Origin of the sequence: Pseudovibrio sp. FO-BEG1, assembly GCF_000236645.1 — a bacterium.
In the GTDB taxonomy this organism is placed as follows: domain Bacteria; phylum Pseudomonadota; class Alphaproteobacteria; order Rhizobiales; family Stappiaceae; genus Pseudovibrio.
Window position 1 is genome coordinate 41,306 of record NC_016642.1, and the last position, 25,640, is coordinate 66,945.

The 25,640-nt window shown below is 53.8% G+C and carries 28 protein-coding genes and 1 tRNA gene; 13 read left to right on the forward strand and 16 right to left on the reverse strand.

The window, feature by feature from the left end; all coding sequences use genetic code 11:
* Positions 1-23 precede the first annotated feature (23 nt).
* Both PSE_RS00195 and PSE_RS00200 read right to left on the reverse strand, forming a co-directional pair.
* On the reverse strand, positions 24-1,076 hold the full coding sequence (locus PSE_RS00195; protein ID WP_041768818.1) for an aldo/keto reductase: 1,053 nt from the start codon (positions 1,074-1,076) through the stop codon (positions 24-26).
* A 279-nt stretch (positions 1,077-1,355) separates the two neighbouring features.
* The gene (locus PSE_RS00200; RefSeq protein ID WP_014283024.1) at positions 1,356-2,036 is read right to left on the reverse strand and encodes an arylesterase; all 681 of its coding nucleotides are present in this window, start codon (positions 2,034-2,036) and stop codon (positions 1,356-1,358) included.
* 151 nt (positions 2,037-2,187) lie between these two features.
* On the opposite strand from PSE_RS00200, the gene PSE_RS00205 reads away from it, so the two are divergent.
* The 6 genes from PSE_RS00205 (at position 2,188) to PSE_RS00230 (ending at position 8,185) form a co-directional block, all read left to right on the forward strand.
* On the forward strand, positions 2,188-2,895 hold the full coding sequence (locus PSE_RS00205) for an ABC transporter ATP-binding protein (protein ID WP_014283025.1): 708 nt from the start codon (positions 2,188-2,190) through the stop codon (positions 2,893-2,895).
* Positions 2,892-5,465, forward strand: coding sequence for an ABC transporter permease (locus tag PSE_RS00210; RefSeq protein WP_014283026.1), 2,574 nt, complete (start codon positions 2,892-2,894; stop codon positions 5,463-5,465). The genes PSE_RS00205 and PSE_RS00210 overlap by 4 nt, the downstream gene beginning before the upstream one ends.
* 335 nt (positions 5,466-5,800) lie before the next feature.
* Positions 5,801-6,550 carry a Bax inhibitor-1/YccA family protein gene (locus PSE_RS00215; protein ID WP_008550595.1) on the forward strand — a complete coding sequence of 250 codons (750 nt, stop codon included), beginning with the start codon at positions 5,801-5,803 and terminating at the stop codon, positions 6,548-6,550.
* A gap of 134 nt (positions 6,551-6,684) precedes the next feature.
* Positions 6,685-7,047, forward strand: a complete 363-nt coding sequence (locus PSE_RS00220; protein ID WP_041767736.1) for a hypothetical protein — start codon at positions 6,685-6,687, stop codon at positions 7,045-7,047.
* Between the two features lie 177 nt (positions 7,048-7,224).
* On the forward strand, positions 7,225-7,752 hold the full coding sequence (locus PSE_RS00225; RefSeq protein ID WP_128647485.1) for a Panacea domain-containing protein: 528 nt from the start codon (positions 7,225-7,227) through the stop codon (positions 7,750-7,752).
* On the forward strand, positions 7,742-8,185 hold the full coding sequence (locus PSE_RS00230; RefSeq protein WP_008550420.1) for a hypothetical protein: 444 nt from the start codon (positions 7,742-7,744) through the stop codon (positions 8,183-8,185). Before PSE_RS00225 ends, PSE_RS00230 begins: the two co-directional genes overlap by 11 nt.
* A 14-nt stretch (positions 8,186-8,199) precedes the next feature.
* Here the strand turns inward: PSE_RS00230 and PSE_RS00235 are convergent, their stop codons facing one another.
* The 4 genes from PSE_RS00235 to PSE_RS00250 all read right to left on the reverse strand — a co-directional run bounded on the left by PSE_RS00235 (position 8,200) and on the right by PSE_RS00250 (position 10,890).
* Positions 8,200-9,432: an HlyD family secretion protein gene (locus PSE_RS00235; protein WP_014283029.1), complete on the reverse strand. Its 1,233-nt coding sequence runs from the start codon at positions 9,430-9,432 to the stop codon at positions 8,200-8,202.
* Complete coding sequence (locus tag PSE_RS00240) at positions 9,425-9,787, reverse strand: hypothetical protein (protein ID WP_014283030.1); 363 nt, start codon at positions 9,785-9,787, stop codon at positions 9,425-9,427. The genes PSE_RS00235 and PSE_RS00240 overlap by 8 nt, the downstream gene beginning before the upstream one ends.
* A gap of 184 nt (positions 9,788-9,971) precedes the next feature.
* Entirely contained in the window at positions 9,972-10,466 is a 495-nt protein-coding gene (locus tag PSE_RS00245) for a GAF domain-containing protein (protein ID WP_208998049.1), read from the reverse strand.
* Between the two features lie 91 nt (positions 10,467-10,557).
* Positions 10,558-10,890, reverse strand: coding sequence for a helix-turn-helix transcriptional regulator (locus tag PSE_RS00250; RefSeq protein WP_041768819.1), 333 nt, complete (start codon positions 10,888-10,890; stop codon positions 10,558-10,560).
* Positions 10,891-11,002: 112 nt separating this feature from the next.
* Here PSE_RS00250 and PSE_RS00255 point away from each other — a divergent pair, with 112 nt between their 5' ends.
* Complete coding sequence (locus tag PSE_RS00255) at positions 11,003-11,917, forward strand: permease (RefSeq protein WP_041767738.1); 915 nt, start codon at positions 11,003-11,005, stop codon at positions 11,915-11,917.
* Here the strand turns inward: PSE_RS00255 and PSE_RS00260 are convergent, their stop codons facing one another.
* From PSE_RS00260 to PSE_RS00270, 3 genes are all read right to left on the reverse strand, one after another.
* A complete protein-coding gene (locus tag PSE_RS00260; RefSeq protein WP_014283034.1) occupies positions 11,918-12,211 on the reverse strand; it encodes a hypothetical protein in 294 nt (97 codons plus the stop codon). It lies immediately after the preceding gene.
* 132 nt (positions 12,212-12,343) lie between these two features.
* Positions 12,344-14,170: a DNA helicase RecQ gene (recQ, locus tag PSE_RS00265; RefSeq protein ID WP_208998050.1), complete on the reverse strand. Its 1,827-nt coding sequence runs from the start codon at positions 14,168-14,170 to the stop codon at positions 12,344-12,346.
* 112 nt (positions 14,171-14,282) lie between these two features.
* Positions 14,283-14,753, reverse strand: coding sequence for a DM13 domain-containing protein (locus PSE_RS00270; protein WP_041767739.1), 471 nt, complete (start codon positions 14,751-14,753; stop codon positions 14,283-14,285).
* Positions 14,754-15,122: 369 nt separating this feature from the next.
* On the opposite strand from PSE_RS00270, the gene PSE_RS00275 reads away from it, so the two are divergent.
* The 4 genes from PSE_RS00275 to PSE_RS00290 all read left to right on the forward strand — a co-directional run bounded on the left by PSE_RS00275 (position 15,123) and on the right by PSE_RS00290 (position 19,268).
* Positions 15,123-15,491 carry a group 1 truncated hemoglobin gene (locus PSE_RS00275; protein WP_014283037.1) on the forward strand — a complete coding sequence of 123 codons (369 nt, stop codon included), beginning with the start codon at positions 15,123-15,125 and terminating at the stop codon, positions 15,489-15,491.
* A 163-nt stretch (positions 15,492-15,654) separates the two neighbouring features.
* Positions 15,655-16,512, forward strand: coding sequence for a CPBP family intramembrane glutamic endopeptidase (locus tag PSE_RS00280; protein ID WP_014283038.1), 858 nt, complete (start codon positions 15,655-15,657; stop codon positions 16,510-16,512).
* Positions 16,513-16,621: 109 nt separating this feature from the next.
* The gene (locus PSE_RS00285; RefSeq protein WP_014283039.1) at positions 16,622-17,902 is read left to right on the forward strand and encodes an MFS transporter; all 1,281 of its coding nucleotides are present in this window, start codon (positions 16,622-16,624) and stop codon (positions 17,900-17,902) included.
* Between the two features lie 232 nt (positions 17,903-18,134).
* Positions 18,135-19,268: a cystathionine gamma-lyase gene (locus PSE_RS00290; RefSeq protein ID WP_041767741.1), complete on the forward strand. Its 1,134-nt coding sequence runs from the start codon at positions 18,135-18,137 to the stop codon at positions 19,266-19,268.
* A gap of 116 nt (positions 19,269-19,384) precedes the next feature.
* Here PSE_RS00290 and PSE_RS00295 read toward each other — a convergent pair whose 3' ends face one another.
* From PSE_RS00295 to PSE_RS00305, 3 genes are all read right to left on the reverse strand, one after another.
* Positions 19,385-20,650, reverse strand: a complete 1,266-nt coding sequence (locus tag PSE_RS00295) for an MFS transporter (protein ID WP_014283041.1) — start codon at positions 20,648-20,650, stop codon at positions 19,385-19,387.
* Between the two features lie 54 nt (positions 20,651-20,704).
* Positions 20,705-21,109 (reverse strand): DUF2794 domain-containing protein, encoded by a 405-nt coding sequence (locus PSE_RS00300; RefSeq protein ID WP_037037327.1) that lies wholly within the window; start codon positions 21,107-21,109, stop codon positions 20,705-20,707.
* A 472-nt stretch (positions 21,110-21,581) separates the two neighbouring features.
* Positions 21,582-22,181 (reverse strand): hypothetical protein, encoded by a 600-nt coding sequence (locus PSE_RS00305; RefSeq protein ID WP_014283043.1) that lies wholly within the window; start codon positions 22,179-22,181, stop codon positions 21,582-21,584.
* Positions 22,182-22,316: 135 nt separating this feature from the next.
* Between PSE_RS00305 and ppa the strand changes: the two genes are divergently transcribed.
* Positions 22,317-22,853, forward strand: coding sequence for an inorganic diphosphatase (gene ppa, locus PSE_RS00310; RefSeq protein ID WP_008550487.1), 537 nt, complete (start codon positions 22,317-22,319; stop codon positions 22,851-22,853).
* Positions 22,854-22,935: 82 nt separating this feature from the next.
* Here the strand turns inward: ppa and PSE_RS00315 are convergent, their stop codons facing one another.
* Complete coding sequence (locus tag PSE_RS00315; RefSeq protein ID WP_008550367.1) at positions 22,936-23,463, reverse strand: disulfide bond formation protein B; 528 nt, start codon at positions 23,461-23,463, stop codon at positions 22,936-22,938.
* A gap of 107 nt (positions 23,464-23,570) precedes the next feature.
* On the reverse strand, positions 23,571-24,149 hold the full coding sequence (locus PSE_RS00320; protein WP_014283044.1) for a YqaA family protein: 579 nt from the start codon (positions 24,147-24,149) through the stop codon (positions 23,571-23,573).
* 263 nt (positions 24,150-24,412) lie between these two features.
* On the opposite strand from PSE_RS00320, the gene PSE_RS00325 reads away from it, so the two are divergent.
* A tRNA-Leu gene (locus PSE_RS00325) sits at positions 24,413-24,497 on the forward strand.
* Positions 24,498-24,563: 66 nt separating this feature from the next.
* Here PSE_RS00325 and PSE_RS00330 read toward each other — a convergent pair.
* Positions 24,564-25,487 (reverse strand): site-specific tyrosine recombinase XerD, encoded by a 924-nt coding sequence (locus PSE_RS00330; protein WP_014283046.1) that lies wholly within the window; start codon positions 25,485-25,487, stop codon positions 24,564-24,566.
* 7 nt (positions 25,488-25,494) lie between these two features.
* Positions 25,495-25,635, reverse strand: coding sequence for a hypothetical protein (locus PSE_RS27355; RefSeq protein WP_008550317.1), 141 nt, complete (start codon positions 25,633-25,635; stop codon positions 25,495-25,497).
* Positions 25,636-25,640 lie beyond the last annotated feature (5 nt).

The following is a 25,640-nucleotide window of genomic DNA, read 5'->3' on the forward strand; positions in this document are numbered from 1 at the left end:
AGCGAAAGCAGTTGCCCTGCCCCTTATGGACAAGGGTTGGTGAACTGCAGGTGGATCTCGTTGATCCGCTTTTCCATCTCTTCTGTGATTTCAAAATCAGCAGCACCAATGTCTGTCGCCAGCTGTTCCATGTTGGTCGCACCAATAATCACGGAGGTCACGAAGGAACGGGAATGCGCAAACGCCAGCGCCATCACGGAAGGATCAATGCCCAGTTCCGCTGCCAGATCGCAATACGCATCAATCGCCTGCTGACCAAATGCATTCTCATAGCGACCAAGGCGCTTGAACAAAGTCTTGCGCGCACCAGCAGGCAGTGCACCATTGCGGTACTTACCAGTCAGATAACCCTGCGCCAGTGAGGAGTAAGCCAGCAGGCCAACGTTCTCACGATGGGCAATCTCAGCCCCACCCACTTCAAACAGGCGGTTCACCAGAGAGTAGGCATTCTGAATGGACTGAACGCGCGGAAGACCACGTGCTTCAGATTCCTGCACAAACTTCATAGTGCCCCATGGGCTTTCGTTGGAAAGACCCATGTGACGAACCTTACCGGCTTTCACCAGCTCCTGCAGAACCTCAAGGGTTTCATGGATTGCGTTTTCGTCTTCAGCCGGTTCCACAGCCTGCCAGATGTTACTGACAGAACCGAAACCGGAAACATTACGATCTGGCCAGTGCAGCTGGTACAGGTCGATGTAGTCTGTCTGCAAACGCTTCAGGCTGCCATCAACGGCTTCCATGATCTGCGCACGGGACAGCTGGCTGGTAGAACCATCCTTACGGTGCCAGTCCTGTACAGAACGACCAACAACCTTGGTTGCCAGAACGACTTTGTCACGGTTACCGGATTTCTTGAACCAGGTACCGATAATCTCTTCCGTACGACCCTTTGTCTCCGGCTTAGGCGGAACAGCATAAAGCTCTGCGGTGTCAAAGAAATTGATGCCCTTCTCCAGGGCATAATCCATCTGAGCGTGACCTTCAGCTTCGGTGTTCTGTTCACCCCATGTCATCGTACCAAGACAGATGCTGGAGACGTTGAGGTCTGTACGCCCCAATCTACGAAATTCCATATATTCCCCGTTTGCAGCCCAAGGCCGCTTCTTGTTTTTCACGCCCCTCTGCCGGGCGTAGAGGACATTGATCCCGCCTCGTCCAAAGACAAGAGATCACGCCCCGAATTCGCTGCTGAATCTGCCATTGGATGGAGGTCGGCAGAAAAAGAGGCTCAGCGGTCATCACCAAGCGCTCTTTGAAAAGTAGGCAGTGTTTTTCCGACAAGAAGGCGCTGTAAGTCAATACTTTAAAGCAGACTCTGCGTACCAGCATTAAGTCGGAGTGCTCTCAGCCTCTCAAGATTTAGTCTGGTCGATGAGCATTTCAACGGAAGGCAGGATCTTTTCGACAATGATCGAAACGCCCTCACCCGTCGGGTGCATGCCATCCCCAAGGTTCAGCTTTGGCTCTGCTGCCACACCATCCAGAAAGAACGGATAAAGCAGCGCATCATGCTTTTCAGCCAGATCACCGTAAATGGAGTTGAACTCCTGACCGTACTGATCCCCCAGATTAGGCGGCGCCATCATACCGGCGAGCAACACCGGAATATCGCGGGAACTCAAGCGAGCCAGCATTGCATCAAGGTTCTTGCGGGTTGTTGAGGGATCCAGACCACGCAGCGCATCATTAGCACCCAGTTCCAGGATCACACCATCAACATCATCACCGATGGACCAGTCCAACCGGGAAAGGCCGCCGGAGGTGGTATCACCAGAAACACCAGCGTTCACAATCGTGATGTTGTAGCCCCGCTCTTGCAACGCTTTTTCCAGTTTGACAGGGAAGGCATCTTCAGGTGGCAACTGATAGCCTGCGGTCAGACTATCGCCAAACGCAACCAACTTCACCGGCTCAGCTCCATCCTGCGCCATTCCGGCAGAAGCACTCGTAAGAGCAAGGCCCAGCGCAACAACGGCACCACTGAAAAAACGTAGCACACCAGATTTAGCTTCAACTTTTCGTGATCCAGACATTCAAATACCTTAGATTTTTTAAAACCGAGCTGGACGATGCAATCCACCCTACCCATATGCTTCCCAAGTGCGGCTGCGACAAGAGCAGCCAAGCAATTTATTATAAGATGTAATTCAGGGATTTGCATCGCCTGCACATCAAGGTGGAAGAATGACAGGTAATCCGGCACTAGACTTAAACGGCGTTCATCTTAGCCTGGGCCACGGCGCAGGCCGCACCCATATTCTTAAAGGCATTGATCTTTCTATCAACACCGGCGAAAGCGTTGGCCTCGTCGGCCCATCCGGCTCAGGCAAATCTACCCTGCTTATGGTGATGGCAGGCCTCGAGCGTGCTGACAAAGGCACCGTAAAGGCCGCCGGACAAGAACTTGGCACCATGAGCGAGGACGAGCTCGCCCGCTTCCGCGGCCAGAACGTTGGCATCATCTTCCAGTCCTTCCACCTGGTCCCGAACATGACCGCTCTGGAAAATGTTGCTGTTCCGCTTGAGCTTTCTGGCGACCCCAAAGCCTTTGAGCGTGCGAAAGAAGAGCTGGAAGCTGTTGGCCTTGGCCACCGCCTCAACCACTACCCAACCCAGCTTTCCGGTGGAGAACAGCAGCGCGTCGCCGTTGCCCGCGCCCTTGTTACCAACCCGGAAATCCTCATCGCCGATGAACCAACTGGCAACCTGGACGAAACAACGGGTGAACAGATCATCGAGCTGATGTTCAACGCGCAGGAACGCAAGAACACCACATTGGTCCTAGTCACCCACGATCCATCACTGGCAGACCGCTGCCAACGTAAGATCCGCGTACATTCCGGCACCATCGATGAAGAAACACCAGCCGTGCGAGAGGTGCGTGCGCGATGAGCCAAACCACCTCCAACGGCTATCAACCCGGCTTTGGCCTTGCAGCCCGCTTCGCCCTGCGCGAAATGCGGGGTGGCCTCAAAGGGTTCTACGTCTTCATCGCCTGTATCGCACTGGGTGTTGCCGCCATCGCTGGCGTTGCCTCCTTCTCCCGTGCATTGACGGAAGGCATCTCCGCAGAAGGTCAGGCTATTCTGGGCGGTGATCTCTCCTTCTCTCTGATCCACCGCGAAGCCACACCAGATCAGCTGGCTCACCTGAACAGACTGGGCACCACCTCCCAGATCTCTAGCCTGCGCGCCATGGCTCGCACAGATTCAGCGGGTAACCAGACTCTTGTAGAACTGAAGGCGGTTGATAATCCCTACCCTCTTATCGGCAATTTTGAGCTCACCTCCGGCAAAGAACTGCAAGAAACCATCAATGGCAGAACCGAGGGCCTGCGCAACGCAGTGGCAGAAGTTGCCCTCCTCGCACGCCTTGGTCTTGAAGTTGGCGACGAGATCTCCGTCGGCAAAACCAACTTCCGCATTGCAGACACCATTGAGCTGGAACCGGACAAACTCTCTTCCGGCATGACAGTAGGCCCACGCCTCCTCATCTCACAGGAAGCTTTGCAGGATACCGGCCTGGTCCAGCCCGGCTCGCTGATCCGCTACATTTACCGCGTCCGCATGGGCTACAACGTGCCGGAAGCACAATTGCAGCAAGCCATTGATCAGACAAACACTCTGTTCCCTGATGCCGGCTGGCGCATCCGCTCCAAACTGGAAGCAGCCCCTAGCCTGCAGCGTAACATCCAGCGCTTTGCTCAGTTCCTTACGCTCATCGGCATCACCTCCCTTGTGGTTGGAGGTGTTGGCGTGGCGAATGCTGTACGCAGCTACATGGACACCCGCCGTGAAGTTATCGCCAGCTTCAAATGCCTTGGCGCCTCAGGCGGCTTTGTCTTCAAGGTCTACCTCATTCAGATGATGGTCCTCGCCACCATCGGCATTGTGGTTGGAATGGCGCTGGGAGCCCTGATCCCGCTCGTCGCCATGGCAGCATTGCAGTCCATCCTGCCGATCAATGCAGTACAAGCAGTCTACCCGCTCCAACTGCTGCTTGGCATGGCATACGGTTACCTGACTGCCCTCGCCTTCGCGCTCTGGCCACTTGGCAGAGCCCACGATATCGCGCCAACAGTTCTGTTCCGCGATGAAGTAAGCACCCGCAGTCGCTATCCAAAGCCGCTCTACATCGCAGGTGCCGCGGTCACACTGGTTCTGCTGGCAGGCCTTGCGCTCGTCATGGCCTACGACAAAACCATCGCCCTCATCTTCATCGGTGCATGTACAGGCACTTATCTGCTGCTGCTGGTGGTTGCCCGCCTCATCATGGCAGCCGCTCGCAAGGTACCAACAGTCCGCTCAACCGAGCTGCGTCTGGCAATCACCAACATCTACCGCCCCGGCGCGTTGACACCTTCCGTCGTGCTCTCTCTCGGCCTTGGTCTGTCTCTGCTCGTTGCACTTGCCCTCATTGATGGCAACCTGCGCCGCGAGCTCAATCAGGCTGCGCAGGAACAGGCACCGAGCTTCTTCTTTGTAGACATTCAGAACCACGAAAAAGACGCCTTCCAGTCCCTGATTGCGGAAAAGGCAGCTGGCACAGAATTCAACGCTGTCCCAATGCTGCGCGGGCACATCGTCTCGCTGAAAGACATTCCGGCAGCTGACTACCCAGCTCCACCTGAAGCAGAATGGATCCTGCGCGGCGACCGGGGCATCACCTACTCCGAAACACTGCCAGAAAACTCAGTCATCACGGCTGGCGAATGGTGGCCGAAGGATTACACCGGCGAACCGCTGGTTTCCTTCTCTGATGACAATGCTCGCGAACTGGGCCTGAAGGTCGGCGATACGATCACCGTGAACGTCCTCGGACGCCAGATCACTGCGAAGATCGCCAACTTCCGCACGGTGGACTGGGAAAGCATGTCCATCAACTTCGTGATGATCTTCTCACCCAACACCTTTGCAGGCGCACCGCACACCCATCTGGCAACCGTCGGCTGGCCGGGTGAAGCTACCCTGCAACAGGAGCTGGATCTGCTGAAGGAAGTCACACAGGCCTTCCCAACTATCACCTCGATCCGGGTGAAAGACGCTATCGCACAGGTGAATGAGCTTGTCGGCCAGTTGGCATGGGCCATCCGCGGCGCATCTTCCATCACATTGCTCGCAAGTGTGCTCGTATTGGCTGGCGCATTGGCCGCAGGGCATCAGAGCCGCATCTATGATGCTGTCATCCTGAAAACACTGGGCGCCACACGTGGTCGTCTCATCAAGGCATATATTCTCGAATATCTGATCCTTGGTGGAACCACCGCCATTTTCGCCCTGTTTGCAGGTTCTTTGGCCGCTTACTTCATCATCACCGGCGTGATGGAAGGTACCTTCACCCTACTGCCGATCACCGCAATAGCGGCCATCATCGGCGCTCTCATCTTCACAGTTGGCTTCGGCTTACTGGGCACCTGGAGAGTGTTGGGAGAAAAACCTGCACCCGTTTTACGAAATCTGTAAAACTCCGTGGACTGCATCAAGTAAAAAAACGTTGATCGACGCAGATGCAGTCCACATCTCTCAGAATTATTTATTAACAGACCAACTCTTCTATTTTCCGGCTAAGGTCTTGCAGCACCTGCAACATTACAATCGGTTAATAATAGGGTCCGGTTTTACCAAGTTTATACCAAAAGACCTTGTCGTGAGGGCCAATTCTACAAAAATCAGTAGGGTGCACCCTTGTCTTACGCCCTTTTTCCTACCATATTTGCTGATATGTAACTCGGGTCAGTCACCCGTGCTGTTTGGTGCGTCCAACAGCGAATATGTGTTTAACAAGAGAGAGGATCCACATGGCGACCTTCGACCGCAATAATTCTACGCGGTATGGAATGGCTGGCTCTCATGCCAATGCAGCCGCATTTGACGCTGGTCTGCGCGCCTACATGCTTCGCGTTTACAACTACATGGCGATCGGTATCGCAATTACCGGCGTTGTAGCTTATGCAGCCTTCCAGATGGCTGTTTCTAACGGAGCACTGACAGAATTTGGTGTATTGCTGTTCACCAGCCCTCTGCGCTGGGTAGTAATGCTTGCTCCTCTTGGCTTCGTGTTCTTCCTGAGTGCACGTATCCATAAGATGAGCGCATCAGGTGCACAGCTTGCATTCTGGCTCTTTGCTGGCGCGATGGGTCTGTCCTTGTCGTCGATCTTCCTCGTCTACACTGGTAACTCCATTGCTCGTGTATTCTTCATCACCGCAGCTTCCTTTGGCGCGCTGAGCCTGTTCGGCTACACCACCAAGAAAGACCTCTCCGCATGGGGCTCCTTCTTGTTCATGGGCCTGATCGGCATCATCATCGCGTCTCTGGTCAACCTGTTCCTTGCTTCTTCTGCTCTGCAGTTCGCAATCTCCGTGGTTGGCGTTCTGGTGTTCGCAGGCCTTACCGCTTACGACACTCAGCAGATCAAGGAAATGTATGCTGCTGTTGATGACAGCGAAGTAGCAGGCAAGAAAGCCATTATGGGCGCGCTGCGTCTGTACCTGGACTTCATCAACCTGTTCATCATGCTTCTGTCCCTGTTCGGCAACCGCGAGTAATCGCAGCCGCTATCAGGCGTACACTTCAAAGAAAGCCCGCGGCACTCGCCCCGGGCTTTTTTCTTGGCCAAGAACCAACGCAGATATAGGCTTCAGCCACACGCCCTCCACTGCCCCACGCTGCAGGACACCAAATGTACGGACCGCTCTCACTCTTCTATTGGTACGAACGCAAAGTCTTCCAGTTCAGAGACTTCCACAAAGCCAACACGACCATCGCCGAGCGCTATTATATGATCGCGGTAATTCTGGCTGCCATCACAGTCATCACAATAGCCATCGTCATGCCCATCTACATGCCCCTATTGCTGCTACCTGCAGGAATTGCGTATATTTTGCAGTCACCATTTAGCTACATAATCAATCGGGCCAAAGAGAAACGAAACAGCGTTTACAACTCAGCTTTCCCGCGGAAGCGATGGTACAGTGGAGCAAATCACTGGAAACCTAACCAGCTACAATCCGCCTTGGTAAAAGCCGTATTCCCTGATTTATAGCCACTAAAATGCAGCCAACACGCACAGATAACCACAACGTAACCGCTTATTTTTCAGGGGTACAACCAAATTTCACTAGCCAAGATCAGTAAGAAGATTTATTTTCTTAACGTAGCGTATCATATGTTTTTCTAAGCAATTTTCTGCTTGTTCCAACAGCATTTGTAGGGGCAAAAAATGCCAAGACATTCGCCTTGTGCCATCGCCAATGAATTTTTAAGACGTCGTGGTAGTCCTACCTACCCTTCCCAGATGTACATTCAAAAGCTGGTGGCAATCGCGAACGGATGGAACCTCGCAATCAACGGCGAGCCACTGGTCAGCGAAGCACCGCAAGCATGGGTCAACGGCCCGGTCTTCAGGCAGATATGGGACTTTGTGAAGGAAGGCGGCTTCAAGGGGCCAAACAGCGAAATCGTTGACCCCATCACAGGCCAGATCATCACTTCAAAAATAAGCGGTAATGAGGAAGAAATCCTCGATCACGTTTGGAAGAAGTACCGCAACTACACACCACAGCAACTGTCAGATCTCACCCATCAGGCGAATTCTCCATGGGCCTATGCCTATTTTGAAAAGGGGAGAAACGCAGAAATCGATACAGAACGCACCCGGCAATACTACATCAAACTCGCCTTAGCAGGCCGCTCCAATGCAGAACAGGAGCAGGCGCTACAAACAGCGGGTCGGATCAATGCCGCCTAACGACACTTTCGACGACACGCTCGACAAACCTCTCACCGTTGATGACATCGACGCTGCAGCCCTCAAGCTGCCCATAGAGGTCGACCCTCCAGCCAAAATCGGCATGGAGCAGCTGCTGAAAGACCGGCAGGCCCTTTCTGACGACAACACCCAGCTGCAGAACGAACTCATGGAGCTCAAATCCAAACTCGCCACCAAACGCGAGCTGGACGCTCTTATCAAACCCTACGCAGGCAAAGCCTACTGGTTCATGTGCGTCTATTGCGGCACCGTCGCACTCATCCTCGTGCTCGCAGGCTTCAAGAACGTCTACGGCAACTCATTCATTCTGGCTGACAGCGTGCTGGAGTTCCTCGTAGGAAGCACAGCAACCACTGTCATCGGCCTTGTCGGCATGGTCCTCACCGGCATCTTTGTCGGCGCCAGAAAGTAGCGCCCCGCACCCAATCAGTGACCGGAAAGCACCAGCACCTTCACAGGGAAGGCAAGCGCCTGGAAGCGTAGGATCAGCGCATGCATGATCGAGGTGGCATCCACCATGTGGTAGTAGAGCCCACCCCAGAAGCCGAACTCACCCGCCGCAATCTGCTCACCATAATTGCTGTAAGCATTGGCAATGCATTTACTGCCCGGAGGGATACCCTTCGTATCATCCTCATAAAGCGGCTCCATGATCACCAACAGCGTACCGGGCCGTGAAACATCCTGCGCATCCACCAGCTGATCCGTCGGGCGGAACTGACCGGAGGAGATAAAGTCCTGCGTATCAACAACCACCATAGGAATAACTTCAAAAGGCCGCGACGCGCAGGTGATCTCCGCCGCCATTCCAACACGGATCACAGAGGCAGTAATCTGACCAAACCCAGCCTGAAAGCGCCCGCGCCCCGTTGAATCCGGCACAAGGATGCCAGCTGGGCGCAGAATAGGGCTGACAATGTCCCCCGGCTGCAAAATGAACTGGGTCACCACACCATCAACGCCAGCATAAACAAACTTCTTATGATAGGCGGACTCCGCCTGATGCAGTCTCGCAATCGCACTGGTCCGCTGTGCAGGCAGGCTCACCGTAATCTTCGTCTGTACGATATCTCGGTTGGCAACAGCTGCATCCAGCTGCCCTTTACGCACCACCACCTGGTTTTCGCGCGTATCAATTTCTTTCTGTGTCACCACATCAGAATTGCGCCGCTGCAGATCCAGCGTCCGCTCCAACTCGCTGACAGCCTGATTGTAGGCACCTTGCGCCTGAGAGATCATGGCTTCAGCACTGATCAGCTCAGAGTTTGCCAAAGCGATCTCGGCGTCAATCTCATCCACTTCACTCTGCGCCGTATCCACCTGCGCCTTCTCCGTGGAGGAATCCAGCGTAAACAGCAGCTGTCCGGCTTTCACATGCTGATTGTTCTCCACCATCACCAGATCAACCCGCCCGGCAGTTTCCGGAAGAATGGAAACGGTGCGATACAGAGACAGCACATTGGATGTGGTTGGGTGATAAAAGAAAACCAGCGTGATCAAAGCGATGGTCAACATCAACGCACCGGTAATCCCCCAGCGCAGCTCGTACCAGACCGTGAAAAACGTAATCTCATACCCAATCCGCTTGCCCTGCCGATAACGACGAAACAGATAGTCCGGCAGGATCGTAACAAGCGAGCAAAGAAGAAACTCAATCATCCTGTTTCTTCCCCTTTATCGTCTTGCGCAGAGACTGAGCGATGGTGTTCAGCGGCGTCTCATAATCTGGCAGGTTGATCGCAGCCAGCAACAGTGCAGCAATCCAGAAATAGTTGTTGTGCGTGAACAGCGCGAGCACCGCCAGTATGGCCACGATCTGCATGTGCGATCGCCCATACTTGTGCGCCATCTTCTCCGGCAAAGCATGAAGGGAAAAGTAAAAGACACCCGCCAGCAACACGGCGCCAATGGCGATGAAGATGGTCACCACCATCAAAACATCTGTGCTGCCCGGTGCAGTGATAAAGATTGGAAGATGCCCAGCAAACTGCTCATGTTCGCCACCAGAAGCCATAGCCAAGTCCGCTCGTCTCTCAGGGGTTTCATGACACCAGCGCAACTACACCGGCAGGATGGAGCATCTTTCATGCCCCATTCATGGTTACCCTGAGAGAAACGAGCGAGGAGAAACTCGGCGAAAATGGAAGGTTTCCGGCCTTAAGGTAAAAGCCCGCTAAGCGAAAACGGGCAAAATCAAATCAAACAGCAGCCAGCTCTTCCCGCGCTTTCATGAAGAGCGGCGCCAATGCTTGAGACAGAGCAAAACTCTTCTCAGCATCCGCTTCGGTGTAAGCGTGATCCGCATCCAGCAGGTTCACCGTGCCGATCACCTCACCCAACACCACCACAGGCAGGTTCAGCGTCGCACCAAGCCCCATGGCTGCAATCTTCTCGTGATCAGGAAAGTAATCCTTCACATCGTCAATGGTGTATCCCAGAAACGGCTTTTGCTGCACCAGAACCCGCTCATACCAGCCACCTTCTTTCTCAATAGGCTTGGTACCGGATGTCCCGTAGGAGTTCTCTGCACTGGAGTACAACCGCACCACATGGCTCCCGTCAGGATGCGTCACCGTTAGTGTAAATAGCTTGTAGCCGGGGAATTTGGAGAACAACTCACCCGCTTTTTTCGCGGCCTCCTGCAAGCTGGAGCTACCTGCCACAGCCTGCACAAACTCAATATGATCAACCACTTCAAATACCTGCAATCTTGAAATGCAGATAGTTTAGCGGCTCTCCCAGTGCCATCAAGTCAGAGAAACTCAACTAAGCTGTTGCCTTGGGTCAGTCCCGGCTCAGCACCTTGAAGTCCCCCTCATCCGCCGAGAACTTGTCGTCGATACAGCACTCTTCGCGCAACGTCTGCAGCACCTGATCCAACTGCTCATACTGCGCCACGCAGTAAAGCACGCGCCCTTCGCGGCGCTGCTTGATCAATCCGGCAGACGCCAAACCAGACAAATGGTGCGATAGTGTAGAGCCTGGAATTTCCAGTTCTTCCTGCAAAGTACCCACGGCCAGGCCTTTATAGCCAGCTTTCACAAGACGCTTGTAAATTGTTAGCCGCGTCACATGTCCCAACTCTTTCAGAGCCTTAGCCGTTTTTTCGATATCCATCTCGCTCACCAGCATTTCTTATATTTCGATATTACTAGAAATATCTTGACATGAAAAGCTTTCATCCTATTATTTCGATAAATCCGGAAATATAGTAATAAGGATCACACCCATGTCACTGTCCTCGGAAATGCTCATAAGCAGCCTGGAGATGTTCGCCTTCCTTGCTGTGGAACTAACCATCCTCTTTCTGGCGATCAGCTACTTCGTTGGCATCTTGCAGGAGTACATTCCACCAAGCCGCGTGCAGAAGATCCTCAGCAGTCAGAACGGCAAAGGCTACGTCACAGCAGCAGCACTCGGTGTCATCACCCCATTCTGCTCCTGCTCCACCATTCCGTTCCTGAAAGGCCTGCTCCGCGCCCGTGCGGGCTTCGGCACCATGATGGTCTTCCTGTTTGCCAGCCCACTGCTGAACCCAGTCATCATCGGCCTGTTCGCCATCACCTTCGGCGTTCAGGTAACAGTATTCTACTTCACCATCGCATTGGCAGTCTCCGTCATCGCGGGCTACACGCTGGAAAAGCTTGGCTTTGAAAAGTTCGTGAAAGAAGAAGCCTACGCGGCCCCATCCACCTCCTCATGCGGCAGCAGCTGCGGAGGCAGCGCGCCAGTACAGAGCAAGTGGGCAAGAGTTTGGAATTCAACTTGGACGGATTTCAAAAAGGTCCTGCCATACCTCATCGGCGGCATCGCCATCGGTTCCGTCATCTACGGCTTCATGCCAACAGACTTGGTATCCTCATGGGCAGGAAAAGATAACGTCTTCGCCATTCCAGTCGCAGCCGTCATCGGCATCCCGCTCTACATCCGCGCAGAGGCCGTCATTCCGCTCACCGCAGCACTGGCTGGCAAAGGCATGGGACTGGGCGCCATAATGGCCCTCATCATCGGCAGCGCAGGCGCCAGCCTGACAGAGGTGATCCTCCTCAAATCCCTCTTCAAAAACCAGATGATCGCCGCATTCCTCGTCGTGATCCTGGGCATGGCCGTCAGCGCAGGGGTGCTTTATTCGCTGATTTTCTAATCAAATGAGGCGTTCGTTTTCGATCAGTAGGAAGTCACCAGCACTCATGAGTTTATCTAGATCAAAAGACTTCTTAGCCTTCATATGGAAATGCGGAGGGTCAAGCTTACCATTGGGTCTTGGTGTATAGACAATACAAGGATAAGACACCTTCGTTTCCGAAAGCACGACTTGCGCAGCAAGGAAACGACCAAGACCTAACTCAATGGGCTGTTCAGTAAAAACCACAAAGGTTCGTTCGTTATTCTCGTCTACTGATAAACTATCAAAATCAGTAATTGTGAACTCGATCATAACCCGAACATCCCACTAATGTTTGCGTCAATTATGCGATGCATCAGCCAATAAGCTTCCAGAAAACATCAGAAACCCAATAACTTATGCAAATCAGACCCTACTAACAATCAGGTTAGTAGGGGCTGATTTTTAATCCCGAATGATCTCCAGAAAGGCCGGGCCGAAGCGTTCCAGTTTGGACTCGCCGACACCGGAGATTTCCAGCATCTCTTCCAACCGCTGTGGGCGTTCTACTGCCATTTCAATCAGGGTCTTATCGTTGAAGATCACATAAGGCGGTACGTTCCGTTCTCGCGCCAGCTCCATTCGCCGCGCACGAAGTTTCTCAAACAGCTCCTGATCCGCAATGTCTTCAATCTGAGCCTTTGCCGGTGCTTTCGCCCGCCGCTCCATCTTGGCTGAGTTGGCAAGCTGGTCCACTTTCAGCTCAATGGTCTGGCGCTCTTTCAAAAACGCCATGCCCATCGCTGTCATCTTCAACGCCCCATGGGCATCATGGTCCGCAAAGATAAGGCCTGCAGCCAACAGCTGACGGGTAATCGCATTCCATTGGATCTTGGTGAACTCACCGCCGATATCGAAGGTCGACAACTGGTCATGCCCACGGGAGATGATCCGCTCATTGGCATTACCCAGCAAAACATCAATCACATAGTTCGCCCCAAAACTCTGCCCGGTGCGCAAAATGCAGGAGAGCAGCTTCTGCGCGGCGATGGTCCCATCCATAGTCTTCGGCGGGTTCAGGCAGGTGTCACAGTTGCCACAAGGCTCGCACTCATCCCCAAAGTAACGTAGCAAAACAGAACGTCGACAGGTCGCCGTTTCACAGTAAGCCAAAAACGAGCGCAGCTTTTGCCGCTCAATCTGTTTCTGGTTCTCAGGCGCCTCGCTGCGGTCAATCATCTGGTTCAGCAGAACCACATCCTGCATGCCATAAATCATCCAGGCTTCAGACGGCAGACCATCACGCCCAGCGCGGCCTGTTTCCTGATAGTAAGCCTCAATGTTCTTCGGCAAATCCAGATGCGCCACAAACCGCACATTGGGCTTATCAATGCCCATACCAAACGCGACGGTTGCCACCATGATCAGGCCTTCTTCCTTGATGAAGCGATCCTGATTGGCCTCACGCACTGAGTTATCGAACCCTGCATGATAAGGCAGAGCATCAAACCCTTCTTCCACCAGCCAGGCAGCCGTCTCCTCCACCTTCTTGCGCGACAGGCAGTAGATGATGCCGCTCTCACCAGCTGGTCGTTCCTTCAGGAACCGGCGCAACTGCTGCTTCGGGTTATGCTTGATGCCCACGGTGTAGGTGATGTTAGGACGGTCAAATCCTGAGGAAATCAGACGCGGTAGATTGAGCCGTTCTTGAATGTCCTTCCGCGTCGGCTCATCCGCCGTCGCAGTCACCGCCAGACAAGGCACACCTTCGAGTTTCGCCCGCACATTGGTCAGCTCACGGTACTCAGGGCGGAAGTCATGGCCCCACTGGCTGATGCAATGCGCCTCATCAATGGCCAGCAGCGCAATCAAGCCCCGTTGGTTCAGCTCTTCCAGCAAACCAACAAACTCAGGCCGCACCAGCCGCTCTGGCGCCACATAAAGCAGATCCAACTCCCCAGCCCGCAAATCACGATAGGCAGCTTGAACTTCATCATAGGAAAGAGCGGAATTGATGGATGTCGCCCGCACGCCAAGCTCGCGCAGTGTCGCGATCTGGTCCTGCATCAGCGCAATCAGCGGCGAAACAACAATGCCCACCCCACGACGACACAAGGCAGGCACCTGATAACACAGAGACTTCCCCGCCCCTGTTGGCATCAAAACGCAGCAGCTCTCGCCAGCCATGACGCTATCAATCACAACCTGCTGATTGCCGCGAAACGCGTCGTAGCCGAATACTTTTTTCAGAACATCATTAGGCGAGGCAACAATATCTTGCGTGGGTGTCATGAGCAGCAGCACTTACCTGAAGGAAATGGAGAGGTAGCCTCTACCTCTACCCTTCTGACCCAACCACGCAAGAACTATCTGCCACTCGGGCACATAAACTTCGGGCCTCTGATCACCGGTACTTGGCTGCGGAGATGAACTCGCCAAAGGTTTCGCACCACACCAGCACGGTGTTGTACTTCTCGATATCAACGCCCTCCGGCACATCCAACAGGAAGCCGTCAAAGGTTTTCACATCACCAATCAGAACCGAGTTGTCTTTGACAGGCAGAAACTCGTCTTCGTGCTCAACAAACTCAGGAACCAGATAAACCTTGTAATCCGGCCCGGGAGCAAGACGGCCCTGATGCACGATCATGGTTGGAGAAACGCTTACCTTGCCCTCGCCCCAATGCAGGAAGTCATTGCCCCGCTGGTCGCGGTTGAACTCCGCTGTGTACTGCGCATTCTGAGCTTTCTGCTCCAGTACAGCAGTTTCAGGAGAATCCGGCGCTGTTAGGATCGGTAAGAAATAGACCCCAAGCGCAAAGCCAACAGCCAGCACTACGGTGTGCGAAACGAGCAATGCAACAAAACGGATCATAAGAGTTCTCTCAGTCTACAAGGTCAAAATCACTTGATCGCAAAAGCGATCACTTCAATTTGTCTAACAACCATGCGTTGGGAAGGCAACAAACCTACCCCTTTGTAAGCAATCCCAAAATCTCAAAACACTGTGAGATGACGTGATAGCACTGTTCTCACTCAAAAGACGGTCTCTTCACATCATTCAGGCAAACCACCACGCAGAAAAACCAAGCAAATACAAAAGCTTAAATTTCAGAGGCTCAACACAACAAGCCAGCTCACCACCCATTTCAGCCAAATATGCAGACTTAACATTTATCAAGTAGAAATACCTAAATCCTGTTTAATCTCAGCCTTTTAACCCCCTAGGACAAAAGGCCTAATTATGAGTAACAAGACTTTGTACGAACGCCTCGGCGGCTATGACGCAATTTCTGCGGTCGTCGACAACCTGCTCCCTCGCCTTCAAAGTGATGACCTCCTCGCACGGTTCTGGCAGAACCGCGGTGAAGATGGGATCGCACGCGAAAAGCAGCTGCTGATTGATTATCTCGCCAACAGCGCAGGCGGACCTCTCTATTACACCGGCCGCGACATGGTCCTCACCCACAAAGGCATGGGCATCACGGAAGCTGACTGGGAGGCCTTCCTCGGTCACCTCAAAGCCACACTGGAATCCTTCAGCCTGCCAGAGGCTGAGTTCAACGATACGGTTGGGTTCGTCAGCAGCCTGAAAGAAGAAATTTTGGTTTAACACGCCAGATCATAACCAAACCAAACACCTCAGCATCTCCCGGTACACAGCCTCATCAACCTCAACCGGGTGATGCCTTCTGCACATTTGACTTAGCGGCAGCTTTACCTCACTCTCTAAAGCAACTCATTTTCTGCTTATTGCGACACCCAAAAGTTTCATCATGCCGCTTTCATTGAGTGCCTATCTTATTCTCGGCCTTGCCATCGCAAGCGTCCCCTTCATCACCCAACCACGGGTGCCACTTGCTTTATTCGCGCTCTCTCTGATTTTAGCGGTGATCGCAGGCATACTAAACACAACAGGCCTGCTGCTCGTCCTCAGCTGGGCCGTGGTCAGTGCCTTCCTCTTCAAGCAAAAACACCCTGTCTGGCTCTACTATGTGATGGTCGCCCTGTTGCTGCTGGCAGGCCATCTCGTCATGAAGCACGAAGCCCCCGGCTTTCACAATCTGCAGGTTCTCTCTGATGTGAAGACCAGCCCGGATGCCGTGCCATACTCGCTGTATCTGAATTTCGATAAGGCCGCACTCGGCTTCCTGCTGTTCCTCTTCGCCGCCCCGCGCCTGCGCTCAGCAAAGGAATGGTTCCGCAGTCTGCGCATTACACTGCTGTTCTTCATCCCAACAGCAGCCGTCCTCATCGGCACAACCTACGCCGCCGGACTGGTGGTGTTTGATCCGAAACTCGTGTCCTTCCTGCCAGTCTGGATGTTCGCCAACTTGCTGTTCACCTGCGTGGCAGAAGAGGCGTTCTTCCGACAGTTCATCATGGGCCAGATCATGGAGAAGCTGGGCCGCAGCTTCTGGGCAGGTACTGCCGCCTTGGTAATCTCCTCCCTGCACTTCGCCTACTACCATTTGGAAGGCGGCCTGCCATACGCAGCCTTCTCCTTCGTTGCCGGCCTCTTCTACGGAGCCTCCTTCTGGAAATCAGGTCGTGTAGAAGCCGCAATCGCCGTCCACTTCCTCGTCAACCTCACCCACATCCTGTTCTTCACCTACCCCATGCTGGCAAAGTAAGGCAGGCCAAACACCACGATACCTTTTCCGTAAGGGAATGCTGCTAAGCAGTGTTGTGTAACGAGCTCGCCCCTCAAGGAGCAGAGCTATCTCGGCAAAGGGTTGTTGAATGTCCGGATCACAACAGAGACTGCCACCCCGCTCAATCATCGCAGCAGCGAGTGGCAATGTTCTGGAGTGGTACGACTTCACCGTCTACGGCTTTCTCACCGCCACACTGGCCACCCAGTTCTTCCCATTAGAAAACCGGGTTGCCTCCGTCCTCTCCACATTCGCCGTGCTGGCTGTCGGCTATGCCGCACGACCGATCGGCAGTGTCATATTCGGTCATATCGGAGATCGCATCGGCAGAAAGGCCGCCATGATGACCTCTGTCCTGTTGATGGGCGGAGGCTCCCTCGCCATTGCACTGCTACCCACATTTCATCAGATCGGCATCACCGCAGCAGTTCTTCTCGTCCTAATCAGGATCATCCAAGGCATAGCCGTGGCCGGAGAATACACCGCTTCCGGCGTCCTGCTGGTTGAACAGGCAGAACCGGAACGCCGAGCGCTCACAGGCGCATGGATCGCCTGCGCCATGATCTCCGGTTGCCTCATCGGCTCAGCAGTCCCCGCTGGCATCAGCCTCCTGCTCACCGCAGATCAGATGGCGGACTGGGGATGGCGCGTGGCTTTTGCATTCGGCACACTGGTAGCCCTCTTCAGCGCAATCATCAGGCGGCACATAACTGACACTGTGCTGGTCAAAAACCAGTCAGATCAAGGCTCACCAGTCTGGCAAAGCCTGCGAGATCATTCGGCTTTGATCGGGCAGATGATCTTGCTGCTCATCCCAACAGCGGTGATCTATTTCGTTATCTATGTCTATGCGGTGTCGTATCTGAGCGCTGATCCAAACTTTGGCTCATCAGCAGCGCTTAACGTCACAACGCTTAATCTGGTCGTGATGGCTCTGTTCATTCCTGTATGCGGACTTGCTGCTGACCGCTTCGGCTTACGGCCCGCCTTTCTGGCAGGAGCTGTCGCGACGTTCATTCTGGCAGGCCCATGCTGGTGGCTCATGCTCCGCCCAGACACGGCCTCAGTCTTTCTCGGTCAGTTCGGCCTCACCCTGACAAGCACTGTCGGCTGGGCACTCTCCATAACAGCCCTCACCCTCATGGCTCCGGACCACTTGCGTTGTAGTGTTGTTGCTCTGGGCTATAATCTGAGCATGGCCCTCTTTGGCGGTACCACCCCAATCGTTGCCACCTATCTGGTCAATCAGACCGGCAGGGATTACGCCCCCGTCTACTACATCCTCCTTGCCGTCCTCGTCTCCATCCCCATCATCTGGCGCCTCCCCAAACTCATCGCTACAACACGGCTGAAGAACGCTTTGGCATAACGTTCAGTATCTCGTGATTGAGCGAGCTGCCTATTGAGAAAACCAACGTGTTAAGCTGAAAATAGGCCGCTCATCAAAGGGATGCTTTCTCCTATTTGATAGGAAGATAGACAACTCTGTAACGCGTACATTACCATCACTGTAATGACCGTTGAGCCCCCCTCATAAAGGCCAGCATAAACAACATCTCGGTGCGGAACGCGCGCTGATACGATCCAATGGGAGATTCCGCATGACACAACGCACTTCACCAAACATGGGCGAGTTCCTGCATCTGCGCGGTCAGAACCTGTCTAAAGGTGAGCCGATTGCGTTACCTCTGGTGCAGAGCTCCATGTACCATCTTCCAGGATTACCCGAAGACTTCCCAAACTACGGTCGTGTCAGCAACCCAACATGGACCCAGCTGGAACATGCTCTTGCCCATCTCGAAGCAGCGCCTTGTCTTTGCTTTCCATCCGGCATGGCAGCAATTTCAGCAGCCCTCTTTGCGACGCTCAAAGCAGGTGATCGATTGCTCGTCCCGGCAGACGGCTACTATGTGACCCGCATCCTCTCCAGCCAGTTTCTGGCAAAGTTTGGCGTTGAGGTCGTTGAGCGGACCACCGCGGAATTCACGGAAGGCGGCTTTGATGGGTTTAGCGTTGTGTTTCTGGAAACGCCCTCAAATCCGGGCCTCGACCTACTGGATATGTCAGCAATAGCATCTGCCGTACGCGATGCAGGTGGCATCACAATCTGTGACAACACAACCCTGACGCCGCTTGGCCAGCGTCCACTGGATTACGGGGTCGATATCGTTGTTTCCTCAGACACCAAATCCATGGCCGGTCATTCAGACGCGCTGATGGGCCATGTCGCCACTCGAAATGCTGAGATCTTCACTGCTGTCGAAGAGTGGCGCAAGTTTTCCGGCTGCATTCCCGGCCCACAAGAAGCATGGCTGCTGCATCGTGGTCTGGAAACGCTGGATGTGCGGTATGATCGGATGTGCAATTCTGCGGCCCTACTTGCAGAACGCCTTGCAAAGCATCCTGCTGTCAAATCCATCCGCTTCCCGGGCCTTGAAACCGACCCAGCCCACGCATTGGCCAAAACCCAACAAATGCGTTTTGGCTTCCTGATCTCCTTCACACTCGAAACTGAAGCTCAGGCTGAAGAGTTCATCAACTCATGTGCACTCCTGCGCCCTGCCACTTCCTTTGGCGGAGTGCACAGCTCAGCAGAACGCCGCGCCCGCTGGGGAGATGCAGTAGACCCCGCCTTTATCCGTTTGTCCGTGGGGTGCGAGCCAGTAGAAGAACTCTGGCAAGCCTTCTCAGAAGCCCTTGAGCGGGTTTCAAAAGAGCCAACAGTCAGTTCATGACGTCAGCCTCTTAGGCTGCTCAAATACAATCTGGTCTTCGCTGTCAAACGAGCCACTCGTCAAAGACAGCGAAGAAACTTCCACTCCAGCAAATGCTAACTGGCAGAAATCAGCGCCTACCCATAATCCAAAGCGCGAATATCTGGTTGGCGCCAGAGGAGGAAGATGAGGCCCAGCGCGATGGCGAAGCAGGTGATGCCGGCGATGAACACGCCGTGAATGTTGGCTGTCATCAACGAGGCGCCGGCAATGGCAAGGATGAACTGGCCGCCTGTTGAGCTTGAAATGGTGATCCCCATAATCCAGCCCTGTTCGCTCTCATCAACGGCGGCAGAAAACAGAGAAAACATAAGCGGCAAGGTCAGTGCAAAGGCCGCAACGATGGGCACTGTCAGGAAATAAGACAGCCACGCCACGTCATTCACGGTAAAGACCAGCAGCCCGACACCCATCACAGTCACGCTCACAACAATAGTCGCCACCTTCGAAAATCGCTGAGAGATTGGCCCCACCAAAAGCGAACTGACAAGCGCCAGAACCGATCCGAATATGATCATGAGAATGCTGTTCTGCAGGGTATCGAACCCAAAGCGCAGCACCATGTAGTTGTTGAGGTAGATGTAAAAGGCACTCAGCCCCACCTCGACAAAGAGAAACACAGCACACAACTTCAGGATTGTTGGCCGTGAATGGGCTCGCCAAAGAACGAGAAACACCTCCGACAGGCCAAAATCTATCTTGCGCCGTGTCTGGTTTGTCTCCTCAAAGAAAATGATGATCAGAGCAATGTTGATCAGGATCAGCACCAGCGCTGCGTAAAAGGGTAGTTCCAGCGACGCATAACTGCCCATAATCGAGGGGTCACTGAGCGTACCTGCAAACAGCGGCCCGATGATCAAACCAAGGGCAATGGCCGCCGTCACATACCCCATATTCCGGTTTCTCTCGGCACTCGTGGTGCTGAGATCAACGAGCGCAGCCTGCGCAATTGGCTGATTGCCAGCAGAGAAACCAGTGATCGCACGCGCCAGCACCAGCAAAGCCAGATTGGACCAAAGCAGCGCAACAACAGCCAGCCCGTATCCGAACAAAGCGCCAAACAAGCAAACAAGAATGGCCTTCTTGCGCCCGATATAGTCTGAAAGCTTGGAGATATAGGCACCGCCAAAAAACCAGCTGATATAGAACGCCGCCGTCAGAAGGCTGAAATCAATCTCCCGGATAGCTAGGGAATCTCCACGGGGAACAAAGGTACTGCCCGGCACCATCACGAGGGTATTAACGATCGGAAAGATCATCCCTTGCCCCATAACATCCACGAGGACAAGGAGAAGCAATGCAAATCGAGACCAACCCATCGCTTCACGCCTTTCGCGCTTCACATCAGCAACTGCTCACCGGCGACACCAGCATCCTCAGGCAGCAGAACCGCCAGATCACTCCACCACACGCAGATGCTTTTTCTTCTCGAGCACTTTGAGCACGTTGGCCAGATCGTGGCCACGTTTGAGGATCATGCCGCCAGCGCCAACAACACAGTAGGCGCCTTGTTTGCGGGCAAGTTTGGGGTCTTTTTCAATTCGGTAAAGCGGCATTTCGCTGGAACGGCGGAAGATGGCGAAGATCGCCTTGTCTGTTCCGTGGCCGATGGCGTAATCGCGCCACTCACCACTGGCAACCATGCGCCCGTACAGCCTGAGGATCTGATCGAGTTCCGTTCGATGAAAAGCAACTATCGGTTTCGGGAGGTTCGGTTTTCGTTTAACGGCAGTGCTGTTTGAGCCACCATCAAGAGAGCGAACGCTCCCCGACACTATTGCAATATCATCCCCTTCACTCATGAAGGCCTCCCGCGTTCAGATCCTGTGGTCAGGCACCCGCTGGAAAGACGAAGCTCAGCTCCCTCATCCGCGTTTGCACCGGGGCAATCTGGTTGAGCACGCAGCGTGATTTTGGAAATCCGCGACACACTTCAAGCCATCAACAACCCCATTTTACCACATAATCCGTCCATCCTGCGGCAAAGCCTGAAAGAACGCAAGTCAGGCACTTTTTGTTGCCCGGCAAAGGTACCCCTCAGAATTAGGAGTACACGCTAAAATTGTCACAGTAGTTTCTCTATTTCGCCCCAATTGGGTCATTGAGGAGCCATGAATGCCAGCCAAATTATCGTTGTTGCCCAAGCAGGTTCGGTTCTGTGGAGCTGTGGTGATGACTCTCACCCCTACCCCCCATTGACCCACTCGTCACAGTGCTGAAGGAGAACCGAACCGCTTCCCCCTACAACTTATTGCTGCGAGAAATCGCTGGGTCTTAATCAGTGAGGCCGAGAGAAAGACCACCACCTCCAAGTAGTTTCGGCTGGCTTGTACAATCCCATATGCCCGCCAGAAGCCCGGCAGCATCGCGCGCCAGCTTGTTCGCATCCTTGGCAGAGCGCGCATCCACATAGCCGATGTGGCAAGTCTTGCCCTGCCCCAGCTGCGTGATCACCAGCACCTGCCCGCGATAAAACCCATCCGCATCCGCTTTTTCAGCACCAGCAACATCCGCCGGAATGTCCGTATGCCACCGCAAAATGGTCGCCACAGGCTCGCCGCCCTCCAGCACCCACTCGATAGTGGTGCCGAGCCGGTTCCACGGGCTCAGGCCCTGCGTGGCCGCGGGCTCGTCCTGCGCCGTATCACCAAAACTGACGAAGAACCGCAGGTCGCCTTCAGCCACATACACGGGGATACCGTTATACCCCTGACACATCCACACGGCAGAGCCTTCCACAGTATCAGAGGGCACTTCCTGAAGCTCGCAGGTCTCGTTCAAATCAAGGGTGGAATAAACACTCTCAGCCCAAGCCTGACTGCACATAAAAATTCCGGTCATGGCAACAATGAGGAACTGAAAATTCTTCAACATTAAGCACCCACTTATCCCAGAGTTATTCGTCAGAAATTACTTGGACGAATTACGCAAGCTCAACAGCGAAATATATCTTGCAAGACGCCGGTGCCCCTGTAATACAGGCAGCAAATGAAATTGGAGTATACATAAATGCGTATCGATCGTATTCCCGTCGGTAAGAACCCGCCTGAGGACATCAATGTAATTATTGAAGTTCCGGTTGGCGGTGAGCCGATCAAATACGAGATGGAAAAAGAATCCGGCGCAATGTACGTCGATCGCTTCCTCTACACCCCTATGCGTTACCCAGGCAACTACGGCTTCGTTCCACACACCCTGTGCGGTGATGGCGACCCAATCGACGTTGTTGTTGTGAACCAGCGTCCAATCGTTCCAGGCGCTGTCATGAGCTGCCGTCCGATCGGCGTTCTGATCATGGAAGACGAGTCCGGCCAGGATGAAAAGATCATTGCTGTCCCAAGCAGCAAGCTGACCCGCCGTTACGAGTCCGTACACACCATCGAAGACCTGCCTGAAATCACCATCAAGCAGATCGAGCACTTCTTCGAGCACTACAAAGATCTGGAGCCGAACAAGTGGGTGAAGATCACCGGCATTCACGGTGCTGAAGAGGCAAAGCGCCTCATCGTAGAAAGCATCGAGCGCTACGGTAAAGAAGAAGGCTAAGCCTTTCTCCTTTGAGACCTACAAAAAAGCCCGGGGTTGCGTAGAGCCCCGGGCTTTTTTCATATCATCAGAACGCTGAAGCTTACTGCTTGCGTGGCAGCACCAAACCGCACACGGCAATGATGCTCATGGCAGTCGCGTAGATCACGTTCAGGCCAGCAAACGACAGGCCGAAGATGCGGAACTGAGCAACAGAGCAGCTCACCACTTTGGTGGTTGCAAGGCTCTGCAGCATGTTCGCAGCAGATCCCAGCTCCATGCTGCCGCCAGCGGCACAGTCATTCGGGCCAAGCCAAAGTTCCCACTCCGCGCCAGCCTGGTAGAAGCCAACACCGCCGCCATACAGGAAGCCACCAGTAGCCCCCAGCAGCGCCAGCACGGAAACCCAACGCAGCTTCTCGGTACGGGTGAAGATCAGCGCCAGAATACCCAGCACCAGACCAGCGTAATAAGGGTTACGCTGAATGAGACACAGCGGGCATGGCTTGAAGCCGCCAATAAGCTCAAAACCCCATGCAGTTGCCAATGCAGTGGCACTTCCCAGTGTCACCAGCGCAGCACCAGAGGTGAGCGGGTCTTTCAGAAGCAGCGCAAAAAAGCGTCCTAGCATTTCCAGTTAACCTCTCCGGCGAGATTCCGGAAACCCTCTGTCTCCGGCAAACCCGCACGATCACAACGAACAAGGCGGCTGTTGCGTCTCACAAAAACGCCAGCGGCCTAGATAAACTTTATCAGAGCGAAGCCACCCAGCAGCAGCACCACAAACACAGTGAACACCAGCGCAAGCCGCTTCTCGATGAAATCCCGAATAGCCGGGCCAAACAGGTACAGCAGTCCTGCAACCACAAAGAAGCGGATACCGCGCGAGATGATGCTCGCCACGATGAACACTGGAAGATTCAGAGCAAAAACGCCACTCGCAATAGTAATTACTTTGTACGGAAATGGCGTCAAACCAGCGATAAACACAAACCACCAGCCCCAGTCATCAAAGATCTGCGCAAACTGGTCGAACTTATCCATGTAACCGTAGAACGCGAGGATGGGCTTAGCCACTTCCTCAAACAGCACGGCACCAATCAGATAGCCCAGCAAACCACCCAGCACGGAAGCAATAGTGCACAGCCCGGCATAAAACCATGCCCGCTGACGCTTGCTCACACACATCGGAATAAGCAGCAGATCCGGCGGCAGTGGAAAGACAGAGCTCTCAGCAAAAGCAACTGCGCTCAGCGCATGAGGGGCACGCGGTCCGGCAGCAAGAGAAAGGGTCCAGTCATAAAGGCGACGCAGCATAAGTCAGCAGTGCTCCAAACAATCAATCATTCAATCGAAGAATACAGTTCATTTCACCGTGCGGTAACATTCAATAACGGCCCCACGCTGGACTCCTACCCCAATCAACAGCAGCAATCACAGTAATATGGCTGGAAATGTGGCCTCGCCCTTTTTATCCCCCGTAAATATATATGATTACAGGAACACAAATGCTGTGGTTAGCTGAATCAAAATATTGACGCCATACCCTATCTCGATATATTTCGCCCTTACCAACCGTTGCCCCTGTGGCGGAACTGGTAGACGCGTCGGATTCAAAATCCGATTTCTTCGGAAGTGCCAGTTCGAGTCTGGCCAGGGGCACCACTCTTCTCTTCCCAAAAATTTCAGCAGCTTTCAACCAACGCTACACGCGCGTGTTCACTGACGTACTCACGCCAGCGGGTGGTGATCTTCTACCAGCTTTTGCAAGCGCTCTTCTAGGACGTGGGTGTAGATCTGGGTGGTGGAGATGTCTGCGTGGCCGAGCAGTTGTTGCACCACGCGAAGGTCAGCACCGTTCTGCAACAGATGCGACGCAAAGGCATGGCGCAGCACGTGCGGAGAAACCTTGTTGCGGTCAATGTCCGCTTCCAACGCAAGCGCCTTCAGATCACGCCCAAACGCCTGCCGCGTAAAATGCCCGCTCTCACCATGGGACGGAAACAGCCACACACTGTCCGCATACGCACCAACCGCAGCACGCAAACGCACATACTCAACCATGGCAGATTGCGCCCGGGGCGACAGCGGAACAGCACGCTCCTTCCCACCCTTGCCTTTCACGGTGATCAAACGACTATCACGGATCGCAGCAGAAACTGGCAGAGAAACAAGCTCCGAAACACGAAGCCCTGTGGCGTAAAGAACTTCCAGCAAAGTGTAGATGCGCGCAGCTCTGATCTGCTTAGCGTCACTATCATGCGTGATATTAGCTAACTCTTCAGCCTTACCAATCAGCCGATCCACCTCTTCCTCACTCAGAACATTCGGCAAAGCCGAGGCTTTTCGCGGAGAAGCAACGGTTCGCGTCGGATCATCATCCCGAATATCCTCTGCATAACAGAACTGATAGAACTGGCGCAGAGCAGAAAGACGACGCGCCTGAGAGGACGCTGCAAACCCACGATCTGTCAGATCAGAGAGGTAGGCACGCACATCCGTCACCTGCACAGCCAGCAGATCAACACCTTGCGTTGTCAGGAAACTATCAAAATCTTCCAGATCGGTTCGGTAGCTTTCCAGCGTGTTGAACGCACTGACGCGCTCAACGCTTAGCATTTCAAAAAAGCGTTCAGTCTCAAGAGTTCGACGCATAAAAAGCCTATTCGAAGCCTTCCTTTTGAATTTCAACAATGATTTCGCGTGGCTCCGGCTCAACATAGCTGACGAGCAGGTACATGCTCAGCACAGCGCCCGTAACGATCAAACCTATGATAGACAGCAATCGCGTCAATGTTGGCATGGCAG